Origin of the sequence: Noviherbaspirillum sp., assembly GCF_035654295.1 — a bacterium.
GTDB lineage: Bacteria > Pseudomonadota > Gammaproteobacteria > Burkholderiales > Burkholderiaceae_D > Noviherbaspirillum.
The window spans coordinates 1-15,478 of the sequence record NZ_DASRXF010000113.1; the positions used below are offsets into that span (position 1 = coordinate 1).

Here is a 15,478-nt window from a genome sequence, read left to right on the forward strand (position 1 = left end):
AGGTAAAGGCAACGCAGACATTGCGCCGCTGCGCGATCGCCGTTTTCTGGGCGTAGCGCAGGATGGCGAGCGTCTCGTCGTGAAAGCCGCGGCTGTCGAAAGTGCTCCTGTCGAGGAATCGGGGAACGATGGCGATTGCCAGGATCCCGAGAATCACCAGGGTCACGATCAGCTCCGTCAGCGTGAATCCTCCGCGTCTATGCATATATCCGATGATCAGCAATAAGGCTGTCTCGCATGCCTCCGTTGCAAAGCGTTGACGAAATAAGAATGTGGCTCGGCAAAAGCAACGAAGCCCAATCAGAAAATCTCATTGGGCTTCGTTGGTCTAGACCGCCATCAAGCGTGGCGGAATTACTTGTCAGGTCATCAGGCGATTAAATCGCTGCGCCGACGATCGTGTACGTGGCCTCAACGTCACCCTTCTTGAGCGTGCAGGTTGTGGTCGCGCCATTGCTCGCGACGGTCGTGTCTGCATCAATGCTGTACGGAGTCGATGACGTCGTCAGAGTCAGGGCCGGTACGATCTGCGGGCCGATGTCCGAGCACTTCTCAACCTTTATGCATTTGTTCGCGGTCACCGTCTGGTTGTTAGCGGCGCAGCCTGCATAGTTGATGGATGCAGCGGAAGACAGTGCGCCGGCGATACCGTTAAGCGCTCCTTTTTCAGCTTCGTCGCCCAGATCCACAAACTTCGGCAATGCCGTCGCCGCCAGAATCCCCAGGATGACGATCACAACAACCAGTTCAATCAAGGTAAAACCTGTTTGATTGCTTTTCATATTCTTCATAATGTTTCCCTTAAGTAAGTAATTTACCTTGACAGCTAGCAAGCTTTCCTGCTGTCAAAATATACCAGATCGATTCTAGAGCTCCAACCCTATTTCTTACATACAGTTACTGACTGTTGCATTTAGCGTGTAGGTGGGTGAGGTGTTCGCGGCAGCAGGCGGCGTGTAACCCACAGTGCAGTCGGTGCCCGCGCTCGCGCCTGTATGGTTGCTGTCCGGCGCGGCCACCCGCGGCGCTGTCAGTCCGGTCACCACGTAGTCGTCGTTCAAGCCTGCAAGGGAGACAATCGTAGTTGCATTTGGATAACCATTTACATAGGTGACCGTCGTCCCTTCGATCACGATGGCGGGCGACGGCGTGCCCGTGTAGTTGGCATCCAGTCCGCGCGTCAGCAGGTTGGCATGCGCCATCGCCGCCGCAGACTTCATCGACCCCAATGCAGCCTGCATCTTCGCGAGACGTGCGTCCGCTTGCAGTGCAGCAAATTTCGGAAGAGCAATGCCGGCAAGCAAGCCGAGGATGGTGATGACGACGACCAGCTCAATCAATGTGAAGCCTGTCTGCTGTTTGCGCATGGGTCTCTCCGTGGAAGATTTCAGTTTTTTATCGGCAAGCGAGCGGGTCAACTTGAATTGCCGGCATTCAACACTAGAACCAGCGGTAGCGTTGTACCTGAATTTCCACGGAATCGCCAGCTTCTTGGCAGCTGCCCGTGCTTGGTCCGTCGGCTTTTTGCGTCACCTTTGCCACGCGCAGCCGGATTTGCCGTGCACCTTGCGCATCTGTCTGGAAGTAATGCGAACTCCTCGGCGCATAGACCAGAGCGCGGTTGGTATTGTCGAAATACCAGTTTCCATGTGGAAAATTCGTGCCGGTACCCGCGTAGTTCTCGGGCTTCGCGTCCAGCCATTCCATCGGGTTCTGCCCGACAAGCGCGGCGCACTCCTGCATCCGCCCTTCGAGCATGAGCGTCGCCAGCTTGTATCGCAGGACACTCTTGATCGCGCTGATGGTGTATTCGACATTCGCCTTTTCGGCCGCCTCCTCGTAGTAGCGGAGGCGATCCAGCAGGACCGTCGCCAGCACGCCGACCAGCGAAACGACAATCATCAGTTCAAGCAGGGAGAAACCGCCGCCTCTGCGCGGCACTTGCCTCCCTGTCGCGCTTGCCCCCATGCCTATTTGCGCAACGCCGCCTGGCCGAGATCCCAGATCGGCAGGAATACGCCAAGCGCGAGGATGAGCACGAGAACGCCGAGCCCGAGGATGAGGATGGGCTCGATCTGCGCCGACAGCGTTTTCAGCTCGTAGTCCACTTCCCGCTCGTACATTTCGGCGATCTCTTCCATCAGGTCGTCCAGTGCGCCGGACTCTTCGCCCACCGCGACCATCTGCAGCACGATGGGCGTGAACACCCCCGTGGTGACCGCCGTGCGCAGGATGCTTTCGCCGCGCTCGACGCCATCCCGCATCTGTTCCACGCGGCTGGCGATGTAGGCGTTGTCGACGGTCTTGGAGACCACGCTCAGCCCCTGCACGATGGGCACGCCGCTCTTGCTCGACAAGGCGAAGCTGCGCGCGAAGCGTCCCAGCGTTCCCTTGAGCAGGATTTTCCCGACGATGGGCAGCTTGAGCTTGAACCTGTCCCAGTTGTATCGCCCCTTGGACGTGGCGATGTAGCCGCGGAAGGCGATGCCGGCGACGGCGATCGCCACCGCGATCAGGGCCCAATAATCTTTCGTGAAGTTGGAGGTCGTGACCAGAATGCGCGTCATCAGCGGAAGTTCGGCGTTCATGCTGGCGAACACCTTGGAGAACGCGGGAATGACGAACAGGTTGATGACGGCAATCGCAATAGTCATCGCGATCACCACGAACATCGGGTAGCGCATGGCCGTGCGCACGCGTTCGCGCATCTCGCGCTCGAATTCCAGGTGATCGAACAGGCGCAGGAAGACTTCTTCCAGGCGGCCGGTCGTTTCGCCGATGCGCACCATGCTGACGTAGAACGAGGAAAACACGTCCGGATGCCGCCGCATCGCCGCCGACAGTTCCCGGCCGGAGTCGAGCGATTCCCGCAAATCCTTCACCACGCGCGCAAACGACTTGTTGATCGCCGATTCCTGCAACCCGGCCAACCCGCGCATGATGGGCACGCCGGACTTGAGCAAGGTGTAGAGCTGGCGGCTGAACAGCTGCACGTCGATGGAGCGGATCTTCGGTTCGGTCAGACGCGCCAGCCAGCCGCCTCCGCCATCCGTCGCGGGCTTGCTTGTGGGTTTGATTTCGACGGGCGTGACGCCGGTGCTGAAAAGCTGGTCGGCGACCGAGCCGCTGTCGTTGCTTTCCAAAACGCCCTGCAGCAATTCTCCGCGGGCGTTCCGTCCTTTATATGCGAAATAGGGCACGTGCGTTCCTGGAAAATTGGGACCTCAGCCGGGCTGGCATCAGTCGTCGAACTGGTTGCTGATCCGCATGGCTTCGCCGATGGTCGTCCTCCCGGCGATGACGAGCGCGACGGCATGCCGGCGCAGCGTCTGCCCTGCCATCTGCGCCGCCGCCACTTTCATGAAGTGCGCGGGATCGTGATGGCCGGCGGCGTCCGCCACGGCTTCGGTCATTTCGAGCATTTCGTACACGCCGGTACGGCCGCGGTAGCCGGTGCCGTTGCAGTGCGTGCAGCCGCGTCCGTGCTGGTATTTGCGCGCCATGACGGTATCGCCAAGCTCGAACTTCAGCCATTCCTGTTCGTTCGGCTTCGGCGTGTACGGCTCGGCGCAGCTTTCGCAAATCACTCGCACCAGGCGCTGCGCCAGCACGGCTTGCAGCGAGGTCGATACCATGTAACGGGGCACGCCCATGTCCAGCAGGCGGACCGGGGTGCTGACGGCGTCGTTGGTGTGCAGCGTCGACAGGACGAGGTGGCCGGTGAGCGCGGCGCGCATGCCGATCTGGGCCGTTTCCTGGTCGCGCATTTCGCCCACCAGCACGACGTCCGGATCCTGGCGCAATGCGGAGCGCAGGACGCGGGCAAAGGTGAGCTCGATCTTTTCATTGATCTGCACCTGGTTGATGCCGGGCAGGCGGTATTCCACCGGGTCTTCGACGGTGATCAGTTTTCGTTCGACGCTGTTGAGCTCGGCGAGCGCGCCGTACAGCGTGGTCGTCTTGCCGCTGCCGGTGGGGCCGGTGACCAGCACCAGTCCGTTGGGCCGCTGCAGGATCGCGCGGAATTTCTTGAGCATGCCAGGGGGCATGCCGATGGAATCGAGCTTGAGCGTGCCGCCGCTCTGATTGAGCAGACGCATGACGACCGATTCGCCGTATTGCGTCGGCATGGTGGAAATACGCACGTCCACCTGCTGCTGCTTGACCTTGATCGCGAAGCGGCCGTCCTGCGGCAGGCGCTTTTCCGAGATATCGAGCCCGGACATCAGCTTCAGGCGCAAGGCCAGCGCCTGCGCGATCTTGATGTCGGCCTCGGTCTGCAGGTGAAGGATGCCGTCGATACGGAAGCGGATCTGCAGGCGGCTTTCCTGCGGTTCGATGTGGATGTCCGATGCCCTGACTTGGGAGGCATCGTCGAACACCGATTGCAGCAGCTTGACGACCGGCGCTTCCTCGATGCCGGGCGTGCCGCCGAGATTGCCGAAATCGACATAGGCGTCGCCGAGGTCTTGCTCCAGTTCCTTGGCAAAGTCCGTGATCTCGTCGGTGCGACGGTAGATCCGGTCGATGGTCTGCAGCAGCTCGCCTTCATTGACCACCGCCAGTTCAATGTTCTTGCGCACGCTGCGCGAGATTTCGTCGTACGCGAACAGGTCGGTCGGATCGGCCATGCCGATCAGCAGCCCGCCGGCGCGGTCCTCCAGCGCAATCGCGCGGAAACGCCGCGCCTGGGTCTCCGGCAATTGCCGGACCACTTCCGGGTTGATGTTGTAGAACTTGAGATTGATGTAAGGAATGTTGAGCTGCTTGGCGAGCGCCCCGCAGATCTGCTCCTCGGTCACGAAGCCGTTCTCAATGAACACGCGCCCGAGCTTGCGTCCGGTGCGCTTTTGCTCCGTCAGCGAAAACTGAAGTTGCTCTTCGGAAAGCAACTTCTGCTGCACCAAGATTTCACCGAGGCGGACCTTCTCCGGCCGTGCCATACGCGCTCCTTACGGACGAAAAATCACACGCGTATTTTAGCCACAATCCCCTTGCCTAAGGGAATTGTTTTTATTGAGAAATTTTCCAGAAAGACGGCTTTTCAGCCCGCAAGCGCCTGCTGGAAATCTTCAATCAGATCGGCCGTGTCTTCGATGCCGACGGAGACGCGGATGAGCGATTCGGCAATGCCCATGCTGGCCCGGCGTTCCGGTCCCATTTCGTAGAAGATGGTGTGCGCCACGGGGATGACGAGGGTGCGCGTGTCGCCGAGGTTGCTGGCGGGGATGCCCAGCTTCAGGCGGTTGAGGTAATCGAAGCAGTCGATTCCGTCCTTCAGCTCGAAGCTGAGCAGGCTGCCGTAAGCGCCGAACAATTCCGTCGCCAGCTTGTGCTGCGGGTGCGAGGGCAGCCCGGGGTAGTAGACCGCGGCCACGCGTTCGTCCGCCTCCAGCATCCTGGCCAGCGCCAGCGCGTTGGCACATTCCCTTTCCATCCGCAGCGCCATCGTTTCCGCGCCTACCGCGATATGGTGGGCCGCCTCCGGTCCGAGCGAGGCGCCGAAATCCCGGAGGCTCTTGGCGCGGATCTGCGCCATGCCCCACTGCCCCGGCGCGAAACGCTTGTAGGTGTCGAAGATGTTGGGGAACTTGGTCCAGTCGAACAGGCCGGTGTCGGTGAGGCTGCCACCGAGCGCATTGCCGTGGCCGCCGATGGATTTGGTCAACGCGTTCACGACCAGGCTTGCCCCCACCGTTTGCGGGCGGAACAGGTAGGGCGAAGTCATGGTGTTGTCGACCACATAAAGGATGCCGCGGTCGCGGCACAACTGCCCGATCCGTTTCAGGTCGGCGACCTGGGTACGCGGATTGGCAATGGTTTCGACGAAGACGAGGCGCGTTTTCGGCGTGATCGCCGCTTCGATGTTGCGCACATCGGTCGCGTCCACCATGGACACCTCGACGCCCTGCCCGCCCACGGTCTGCCAGAGGCTGTTGGTGTTACCAAAAAGAAATGCGGAAGACACCACATGGTCGCCCTCGCGCAGCAGCGCCTGCGCCACCGCGCCGATGGCGGCCATGCCGGTGGCAAAGCAGATGGTCGCCATGCCCTGTTCCATCCGGTTGACCTTGTCTTCCAGCGCCGACACCGTCGGATTGCCCTGGCGGCCGTAGCGATAGCCGGGCTGCTTGCCCTGGAAGACTTCCGCCAGCTGGCGCGCGTCGCCGTAGCCGAAGGTAACGGACGTGTGGATCGGCTTGTGCAGCGAACCGTGCTCGATAGGCTTCTGGCGGTCGCTGTGGAGGATGGAGGTGGTGAAACCGTATTTCTTTGTATCAGTCATGGCAAACAAAAACCCGTTCTGGCGTGCGCTAGAACGGGTTAGGGGAATCCGGATCCGTTTTAGCTGCATTTATGATGGGACTGGACCCCGGCGCCCGCAAGCAGAATCAAATCGGCGCAGGGCTTATCGTAACGCAAAACACGCGTTCCGCAAAACCGATGAGCATCAACGCGCGGTAACGAAGTGTTTCTGCACTAATCCCTGCGCAAGTGATCCTAATCAAACAACAGCCGTTTCCTGCCACACATTTGTATCAAGCCGCTATCGTTTAAGGACGAAGTTGCCCGGGGACCTTTCGAGTTTTATGCCGACGGATTTTGAGAACCTTGTGTTGCAGGAGTCGCCGGACGCGGTCGTGATCGTCAACCTCGATGGAACGATTGCATATTGGACGGACGGAGCGGCAAGGGTTTTCGGGTTCGATCGGCGGGAAGTACTCGGGCGCCCGCTGGCGGCGCTGCTGATTCCCCCTGACCGGCAGGAGGAGGAAACCCGCATGACCCGGGCGATCCTGGAGGACGGGATCTTTAGCTATGAATCGATACGCCGCAAGAAGGACGGGTCGCTCGTCCATGTCGACATTTCGGCCAAGGCGATCAGGGACGACAACGGAAGGCCCTGCTTTATCCTGACCAGCCAGAAGGACGTCACGGCGCTCAAGGTGCTGCGCGACGCCAAGCTGCTGGAAGCCAAATTCCGGGACCTCCTGGAATCGATGCCGGACGGCATCATCCTGGCCAATTCCACCGGCCACATCGTCCTGGTCAACTCCCAGGCGGAGAAGTTGTTCGGATACGCACCAGGGGAATTGCGCGGCAAGGCCGTGGAACAACTGCTCCCGGCGCGCTACCGGGGCGGCCACGTCGGACACCGCGCCGGATACTTCGGCCAGCCCCGCCCGCGCGCGATGGGCGCGGGGCTGGAGCTCTACGGGCTGCGCAAGGATGGCATGGAATTCCCGGTCGAGATCAGCCTGTCCCCGCTGGAGACCGAGGAAGGCACGCTGGTGATGAGCGCGGTGCGCGACATCAGCGAACGCAAGAAGGCGGAGCAAAAATTCCGCGGCCTGCTCGAATCGGCGCCGGACGCTTTCGTGATCGTCAACCGGAACGGCGAAATCGTGCTGGTGAATTCGCAGACCGAGAAACTGTTCGGCTACCGCCGCGAGGAACTGCTGGGGAAAAAGGTCGAGGTACTCGTACCCAGGCGCTTCGAGGGCAGGCATCCCGAGTATCGCGACGGATTCTTCGACGAGCCGCGCACCCGGGCAATGGGCGCAGGCCTGGAGCTTTACGGACTGCGCAAGGACGGCACCGAGTTCCCGGTCGAGATCAGCCTGTCCCCGTTGGACACCGAGGAAGGCACACTGGTATCGAGCGCGATCCGCGACATCACGGAACGCAAGCGTATCGAGCGCGCGCTGCACGACAAGAACATCGAACTGGAGAAAGCGAACCTGGCCAAGGACCGCTTCCTGGCCAGCATGTCGCACGAGCTGCGCACGCCGCTCAATGCCATCATCGGCTTCACCGGCACCCTGCTGATGCGCCTGCCCGGGCCGCTGACGCAAGACCAGGAAAAGCAGTTGCGTACGATACAGACCAGCGCCAAACATCTCCTGTCCCTCATCAATGACCTGCTGGACCTGGCCAAGATCGAGTCGGGGAAAGTCCGGCTCCATTTCGAGCCGGTCGCCTGCCGGGCACTGATTAACGACCTGTCTGAAACCCTGTCGCCGCTCGCCCGGCAGAAAGGGCTTCAATTTCACACGGATTTTCCGGCGCAGGAAGTCACGGTGCTCACGGACCAGCGCGCGCTGCGCCAGATCCTGATCAACCTGGCGAACAACGCCATCAAGTTCACCGACGCCGGCGAGGTGCGCGTCACACTGGCCCAACAGGGCGGCGAAGGACCACGCACGGTCAGCATTACCGTGACGGACACCGGTACAGGCATCAAGGAGGAAGATCAGTCCAAGCTGTTCCAGGCATTCACGCAACTCGATTCGACCTCGACCCGGCGCTTCGAAGGAACGGGACTCGGGCTCTACCTGTCGCAGAAGCTCGCCGACCTGATCGGCGGCCGGCTGCAGCTGCAGAGCCGGTACGGCGAAGGCAGCGCCTTCACCCTGACCCTGCCGGCGGAGCCCGCATGATCCACCGCGAGGCCGAGCGCCGATCCCGATCCACCTCATGGAGGAAATCCGATTGCCGATACGCATCCTCGTGATCGAAGACAATCCGGCCAACATGGAACTCATGACCTATCTGCTGCGGGCGTACGGCTATGCGCTGCTGACCGCCGTGGACGGGGAAAGCGGCCTTGAAACAGCCGCCAGGGAAGCACCTGATCTCATCATCTGCGATGTCCACCTGCCGAGGCTGGACGGGTACGCCGTGGTCCGGATCCTCAAGCGTCATCCCGTCCTGCGCAACATCCCGGCGATCGCAGTGACCGCCCTGGCCATGGTCGGCGACCGCGAGAAGCTGCTCGACGCCGGGTTCGACGGCTATATCAGCAAACCGATCGATCCGGAAACATTTATCGGAGAAATAGCGAAATTTCACCCGGCGGGCGCGCAGGAAGACGCTGCACGATTCCTGCCGCGAACGGTCGAACCGGTTGCAAACGCCAACAGGCCGGATGCAGCGCCCGGCCAGGAAAACAGGAGTAAAGATGGCGACCATACTGATCGTTGACGACCATGTCCTGAACCGGCAATTCCTGATGGTTCTGCTTGGTTACAGCGGTCACAGCCTGATCGAGGCGGCCGACGGCGCCGAAGGACTGGACATGGCCTGCGCGCGCCATCCCGACCTGGTCATCGCCGACATCCTGATGCCGAACATGGATGGCTACGAGTTCGTCACGCGCCTGCGGGCGATGCCCGCGATTGCCGGCACGCCGGTCATCTTCTATACCGCCGCCTACCACGAGCGCGAGGCCAGCCTGATGGCAATGGCCTGCGGCGTGCGCTGGGTGCTCCCCAAGCCTTCCGATCCGGACCTGATCCTCAAGACGGTGCATGAAGCGCTGGGCATGCCGGCCAAGCCCCTGCCCCCCGCTCTGCCGGCGGCGGAACCGGAGCAATCGCGACTGAATCCGCTCGACGACCAGCTGAGCGAATACATCGTCGAGCTGGAGACGAGCAGCCATCTTATGTCCGAGCTCGTCAACAACGGCGGCAATGCGGGTGCGAATATCGAGGGCTTGCAGCACGTCGTGCAACGCCTGTCGAAAGCCCTGTCCAGCCTGCAGGCCGTCAGCCTGCGCCTGACGGCCCTGATCGATCTGGGCATCGAACTGGCCTCGGAGCGCGATCCGCAGCGCCTGCTGGCCAGCAGCTGCCGGGTGGTGCAGGACATCTGCGTCGCGAAATATGCGGCGGTCGGCATCCTGGACGATGATCGCGACAAGCTCGGCCATTTCGTCATGCGGGGCATGGATGAGGCGGCGCTCGCGCAAATGCCGTGGCCTGCTCCGGCCCGCGGCCTGTTCGGCCAAATCCTGGCCGAGCGCCGGCCGAGGCGCATCGATGCGCTTGACGGCGATCCGGTCAGGCTGGGATTGCCGCCGGAACATCCGCGCGTGCATTCGATCCTGGTCGCACCCATCGTTTCGCAGGAGACGGCGTTCGGATGGATCTACCTCGTCGACAAGCTCGGTGCGGTGGAGTTCAGTGAAGTCGACGAGCGCGCGGCAGCAACCGTGGCGGCACAACTGGCCGTGGTCTACGAAAACCTTCAGCTCTACGGTGCCATCGAAAAGCAGCACGCCCAGCTGAAGCTCGAAGTCAGCGACCGCAGGCGCGCCCAGGAAGAGCTGCGCCGTACCCTGCGCGCACGCACCGTGATGGCGGAATGCAATCACGTGATGGTGCATGCCACCGATGAGATGGAGCTATTGCAGGACATGTGCCGCACGGTGGTCGAAGCGGGCGGCTACCGCATGGCACAGATCGACTATATCGACGACGACGGCAGCATGGTGCAGGTCGCGCGCGCGGGCGATCCGGCCGCGGCGGGCGGCGCGGACAGCATGCCGGCATTGCAGCAGAACGGCAACTACATGGTGAGCGACCGGCCCTGGGTGGTGATCGACGTTTCCGGCGCGCCGGCGCGGAATGATCGCAGGAAGGATGCCGCCGGACAGGGACAGGGGGGACAGGACCTCGCCGTATCGCTCCCGCTCAAGGACCATGGACGCAGGTTCGGCGTACTCACGATTTACGAACGCCAGCCGAACATGTTCGATACCGAACAGATCGCCATGCTCGAGGAACTCGCCGACGATATCGCTTACGGCGTGGTGAGCCTTCGCACCAAGGCAGCGCGCGAGCAGGCCGAGCGGGCGCTGCGTGCCACCGAGGAGAAACTGTCGAGCATCCTCGATTCGATCGACAACGTGGTGTGGTCGACGACGGAAAGCGAGTTCATCTACCTGAACTCGATGGTCGAGAGCATTTACGGGCGGCCGGTGGAGCAGTTCTACCGCGACAGGCAGCTCTGGTTCCGCGTGATCCATCCGGAAGACCGGGAGGCCGTGCGGCAAGCGCACAAGCGCCTCGCCCGCTCGAAGAGTTTCATCGAGGAGTACCGCATCATCCGCCCGGACGGCCAGACACGCTGGATCGAGGAGCGGGCCCGTGCGATACACAATGAACAAGGCCAATTGCTCCGCTTCGACGGCATCGCCATCGATATCAGCGAACGCAAGGCCTACGAAGCGCGCATCGAGTATCTTGCCGGCCACGATGCACTCACCAGCCTGGCCAACCGCAACCTGCTGGGCGACCGTATCCGCCAGGCGATGGCGCACGCGCGGCGCAACAGCCTCCTGCTGGCATTGCTGTTCCTGGACCTGGACCGCTTCAAGGGCGTCAATGACAGCTTCGGCCACGAACTTGGGGATGCACTGCTGCTGGAAGTCTCGCAACGCCTCATCCACGTGGTCCGCGAGGGCGACACCGTGGCGCGCCAGGGCGGCGACGAATTCATCATCCTGCTCGCCGGCATCCAGCGTCCCGAGGACGTGACGGCGGTCACCGCCAAGATTTTCGAGGCGTTCCGGACACCCTTTTTCATCCGCGGCCACGAACTGTTCATCAGCGCCAGCATCGGCGCCACGATCTACCCGGACGACGGCGAAGACATGCAGTCGCTGCTGCGCAATGCCGACATTGCGATGTACCGCGCCAAGGAGGAGCGCGGCAACGCTTTCCAGTTCTACTCGCGGGAAATGAGCGTGCGCGCACTCGAGCGGGCCGAACTGGAAAGCGCGCTGCGGCGCGCGCTGGAACGCAAGGAGTTCGAGCTCTTCTACCAGCCCAAGGTGGAAGCCAGCTCAGGCCGCATCATCGGCGCCGAAGCGCTGATCCGCTGGAACCATCCCGAAAAGGGACTGGTGTCGCCGACCCGCTTCATCCCCATGGCCGAGGAAATCGGCCTCATCATTCCGATCGGCGACTGGGTGCTGCATACCGCCTGCGCGCAGAACAAGGCCTGGCAGGATGCCGGACTGCCGCCCATCAGCATCTCCGTGAATCTGTCGGCCCGCCAGTTCCAGCAGGAAAACCTGGTGCAGTCGGTGGCGGCGGCCTTGCACGACATGGGGCTGGCGGCCCACCACCTGGAACTCGAGCTCACCGAAAGCATCGTCATGAACAGCGCGGAGTTGTTCGTGACCAAGCTGAAGGAGCTGGAAGACCTTGGCGTGCAATTGTCCATCGACGACTTCGGCACCGGTTACTCGAGCCTGAGTTACCTGAAGCGCTTCCCCCTGCATCACCTCAAGATCGACCAGTCCTTCGTGCGCGACATCGCCACGGATGCGGATGACGCGGCGATCACCAGCACCGTGATCTCGCTCGGCCACAGCCTGAACCTGAAAGTGATTGCCGAGGGCGTGGAGACGGAAGAACAGGTCGCGTTCCTGCGCGACCACAACTGCGACGAAATGCAGGGCTATTACTTCAGCAAGCCGCTGCCCGCCAACGAATTCGCATCGCTGCTGCGGCGGGCGGCCTGAGCCAACAAAAAAGCCTGCGGCGCTCTCGCGCGGCAGGCTTTTCGTCAGCGGGACCGGGGATCAGTCCACGCGGGCCAGGTTCAGGTTCAGCTGCGAGCGCACCGCATCCTCGCTGACCGGCTTCGGATTGTTGCGCGCGATCTCGATGCGATCGAGGTAGTCGCGCGAAATATCGCCGGTGACGTACACGCCGTCGAAGCACGACGCCTCGAAATTCTTCAGCATCGGGTTGACGTCGGAAATCGAACGCTTGAGGGCGTCGACATCCTGGTACACCAGGGCGTCGGCGGTGATCTCGCGGCACACTTCCTCTTCCGTACGTCCGTGGGCGATCAGCTCGTTACGCGTCGGCATGTCGATGCCGTACACATTCGGGAATTTCACCGGCGGCGCGGCGGACGCGAAGATCACGCGCTTGGCGCCGGAGTCGCGCGCCATCTGCACGATCTCACGGCTGGTCGTACCGCGCACGATGGAATCGTCCACCAGCAGCACGCTCTTGCCCTTGAATTCGGCGCCGATCGCGTTCAGCTTCTGGCGCACGGACTTCCTGCGCAGCCCCTGGCCGGGCATGATGAAGGTGCGGCCGATGTAACGGTTCTTGATGAAACCTTCGCGGTAATCCAGGTTGAGCTTGTGCGCCAGTTCCATCGCCGCCGGGCGGGAGGAATCGGGGATCGGCATGACCACATCGATATCGCCGCCGGACAGCTCGCGGCGGATTTTCTCGGCCAGGTACTCGCCCATCTTCAGGCGGGTGGCATAGACCGATGCGCCGTCGATCACGGAGTCCGGACGCGCCAGGTAGACGAACTCGAATGCGCAGGGATTGAGCATCGGATTGTCGGCGCACTGCTGGTTGTACAGCCTGCCTTCGAGGTCGATGAAGATTGCCTCGCCCGGCATCACATCGCGCAGGAAGCGGAAACCCAGGCCTTCGAGCGCGACGGACTCGCTGGCCAGCATGTATTCCGGGCCTTTCTCCGTCTCATTGAAGCCGATGCACAGCGGGCGGATGCCGTAGGGATCGCGGAAGGCCAGCAGGCCGTAGCCGGCGATCTGCGCCACCACGGCGTAGGAGCCGCGCACGCGCTTGTGCAGCACGGAAACCGCCTTGAACAGCGCGGAGGGGTCGAGCGAATAGCCGGTGGTCGCCTGCTGGATTTCATGCGCCAGCACATTGAGCAGCACTTCCGAATCGGAGTCCGTGTTGATGTGGCGGCGGTCGTTCTTGAACATCTCGATCTTGAGCTGTTCCCAGTTCGTCAGGTTGCCGTTGTGGGCGAGGATGATGCCGAAAGGCGCGTTCACGTAGAACGGCTGTGCCTCTTCCTCGCTGGACGAACCGGCGGTCGGATAGCGCACCTGCCCGATGCCGGCGTTGCCCGGAAGGGAACGCATGTTGCGTGTGCGGAATACGTCGCGCACCAGGCCGTTGGCCTTGTGCATGGAAAAGGTATTGCCATGGTTGGTTGCGATACCGGCTGCGTCCTGGCCGCGGTGCTGCAGCAAGAGCAGCGCGTCATAGATCAGCTGGTTGACCGGACCGTGGGAAACAACGCCAACAATGCCACACATGGTGGGCTCCTTACTTAAACAATTTCAAAACTGTACATGCCGCGCGAAATCGCCCGGCAGGAAAGGCTTCACGGTGCGCGCCGCCGTTTCCACCAGCGGGCTGAGCAGCGCCTCTTTCCAGAATGGCTGCTGCGGTATTGCCGTCATGCCGCATATCAGGACGGCCGCCAGCACGATCACCACGCCGCGCCCCAGGCCGAACAGGCCGCCGAGACCGCGATCGGCGAGCGTCAGGCCGCTCGCCTTGATCAGAGCGTCGATCGCCATGGTCAGCAACATCATCAGCAGGCGCACGCCGATAAACAATGCAATGAATGCCACGATGAGGCGTGTCGTGCTCCCGGGCACCATATCGGGCAACAGTTTCGCCAGGTCCTCGCCGTAGGCATTAGCCACCACGAAGGACACCACCCAGCTCAGCAGCGACAGGATTTCCTTCATCAGGCCGCGCAGGGTGCTGATGACAATCGAGCACACCACGACGAACACCACCAGATAATCGAAGATTGTCACGGCGCGCGAAAAATCAAGCCGGCACGAGCGTGCCGTTCAATCCCAGCTTGACGATCTTTGCGCGTGCCTTCTCTGCCTCTTCCTTGCTGGCGAACGGCCCGACACGGATGCGGGTGCGGTCGCCCGATCCGGTTGCAACTTTTTCAGTGTAAGACTTGATGCCGGCGCCCTTGAGCTTGCCCTGCAGTTCATCGACCTTTTCCTTGGTCGCAAGTGCCGCCACCTGGATGACAAATTTCCCGGATTTTTTTTCAGCGGCCTTCGGATCGGGCTTCCCCTCCAGCAGAGCCTTGGCGCGGGCAGCCTCGTCAGCCTTGTCGGCCTTGTCAACCTTCTCGGCCTTGTCAACCTTCTCGGCCTTGTCAATTGACTCAGCCGGCTTCGGGTCGGCCTTCGCGACGACGGCCGCGGGCGCTGCCGGTTTGGACTCTTCCCTTGCCTTGGGCGCTTCCGGCTTTGCCTCAGCGCGGACCGGAGGGGCCGGAATGGCCGGAGCGGCGGGCGCTTCGACAACCTCTTCCTTCGGGTCGAGTGATGCCGAGGCAGCCACCTTCGAAGCGGTCGCCATTTCGGTGCGGGCGATGGTGCCGCCGGCGGGTTTGTCCTTGGAGGGGATCTGGATGGCGATGTCGTCGGCCAGCGGCCTGGGTTCGGAATCGAGCACCATCGGCAAGCCGATCACCGCGGCCAGCACCAGCGCGACAGCGCCGATCAGGCGGCGGCGCGCACGTTTCTTTTCTGGCAATACCGGATCGAGTGTTTCGTCTCCCCGGCTGTCCTTGCCGCGGCGCTTGGCGCGGCTGCGTACCGCCTTGGAATCCTCTTCGGCCCGCGAATAGAAGGTGCTTTCCTCGGAGGGCGATTCCTGCTTGTTTTTGCGAAGGATCGAGAACAAGCTCATGCGATGAAAATGAAGTCGTCAGTGGAGTCGGAAACCATCTTGAAAAAACAGCATGTCGATCAAGACATCACCAGGACAGTTTCCCGGATCGTTTCGCTTCCATCACGCCCGCGACAGTGAGGAAGGATCCGAAAACCGCAATTCTATCATTCTCCCCTGCTCTGCTTCTCGCG

The 15,478-nt window shown here is 61.9% G+C and carries 13 protein-coding genes; 3 read left to right on the plus strand and 10 right to left on the minus strand.

What is annotated here, in order from left to right; all coding sequences use genetic code 11:
• The 7 genes from VFF99_RS11955 to VFF99_RS11985 form a co-directional block, all read right to left on the minus strand.
• Positions 1–205 (minus strand): type II secretion system protein (locus VFF99_RS11955; RefSeq protein WP_325018151.1); only part of this gene is annotated, 205 nt, incomplete at its 3' end.
• A gap of 172 nt (positions 206–377) precedes the next feature.
• Complete coding sequence (locus VFF99_RS11960) at positions 378–791, minus strand: type II secretion system protein (RefSeq protein ID WP_325018153.1); 414 nt, start codon at positions 789–791, stop codon at positions 378–380.
• Positions 792–887: 96 nt separating this feature from the next.
• Complete coding sequence (locus VFF99_RS11965) at positions 888–1,367, minus strand: type II secretion system protein (RefSeq protein WP_325018155.1); 480 nt, start codon at positions 1,365–1,367, stop codon at positions 888–890.
• Positions 1,368–1,440: 73 nt separating this feature from the next.
• Positions 1,441–1,968: a type II secretion system protein gene (locus VFF99_RS11970; protein WP_325018157.1), complete on the minus strand. Its 528-nt coding sequence runs from the start codon at positions 1,966–1,968 to the stop codon at positions 1,441–1,443.
• Positions 1,969–1,970: 2 nt separating this feature from the next.
• Complete coding sequence (locus VFF99_RS11975; RefSeq protein WP_325018158.1) at positions 1,971–3,200, minus strand: type II secretion system F family protein; 1,230 nt, start codon at positions 3,198–3,200, stop codon at positions 1,971–1,973.
• 39 nt (positions 3,201–3,239) lie between these two features.
• Positions 3,240–4,943, minus strand: coding sequence for a GspE/PulE family protein (locus tag VFF99_RS11980; RefSeq protein WP_325018160.1), 1,704 nt, complete (start codon positions 4,941–4,943; stop codon positions 3,240–3,242).
• A gap of 101 nt (positions 4,944–5,044) precedes the next feature.
• The gene (locus VFF99_RS11985; protein WP_325018162.1) at positions 5,045–6,286 is read right to left on the minus strand and encodes a cystathionine gamma-synthase family protein; all 1,242 of its coding nucleotides are present in this window, start codon (positions 6,284–6,286) and stop codon (positions 5,045–5,047) included.
• A 304-nt stretch (positions 6,287–6,590) separates the two neighbouring features.
• On the opposite strand from VFF99_RS11985, the gene VFF99_RS11990 reads away from it, so the two are divergent.
• Genes VFF99_RS11990 through VFF99_RS12000 form a run of 3 tightly spaced genes read left to right on the plus strand, consistent with a single transcriptional unit; the run spans position 6,591 to position 12,313 of the window.
• A complete protein-coding gene (locus tag VFF99_RS11990) occupies positions 6,591–8,441 on the plus strand; it encodes a PAS domain S-box protein (protein WP_325018164.1) in 1,851 nt (616 codons plus the stop codon).
• A gap of 52 nt (positions 8,442–8,493) precedes the next feature.
• Positions 8,494–8,985, plus strand: coding sequence for a response regulator (locus VFF99_RS11995; RefSeq protein ID WP_325018166.1), 492 nt, complete (start codon positions 8,494–8,496; stop codon positions 8,983–8,985).
• Positions 8,963–12,313 carry an EAL domain-containing protein gene (locus VFF99_RS12000; RefSeq protein WP_325018168.1) on the plus strand — a complete coding sequence of 1,117 codons (3,351 nt, stop codon included), beginning with the start codon at positions 8,963–8,965 and terminating at the stop codon, positions 12,311–12,313. The genes VFF99_RS11995 and VFF99_RS12000 overlap by 23 nt, the downstream gene beginning before the upstream one ends.
• A gap of 60 nt (positions 12,314–12,373) precedes the next feature.
• On the opposite strand, the gene purF is transcribed toward VFF99_RS12000, so the two are convergent.
• From purF to VFF99_RS12015, 3 genes are read right to left on the minus strand one after another with little or no spacing between them, the layout of a single operon-like run.
• Complete coding sequence (gene purF, locus VFF99_RS12005; RefSeq protein ID WP_325018169.1) at positions 12,374–13,891, minus strand: amidophosphoribosyltransferase; 1,518 nt, start codon at positions 13,889–13,891, stop codon at positions 12,374–12,376.
• A 24-nt stretch (positions 13,892–13,915) separates the two neighbouring features.
• Positions 13,916–14,404 (minus strand): CvpA family protein, encoded by a 489-nt coding sequence (locus tag VFF99_RS12010; protein ID WP_325018171.1) that lies wholly within the window; start codon positions 14,402–14,404, stop codon positions 13,916–13,918.
• Between the two features lie 13 nt (positions 14,405–14,417).
• On the minus strand, positions 14,418–15,305 hold the full coding sequence (locus VFF99_RS12015) for an SPOR domain-containing protein (RefSeq protein ID WP_325018173.1): 888 nt from the start codon (positions 15,303–15,305) through the stop codon (positions 14,418–14,420).
• Between the last annotated feature and the right edge of the window lie 173 nt (positions 15,306–15,478).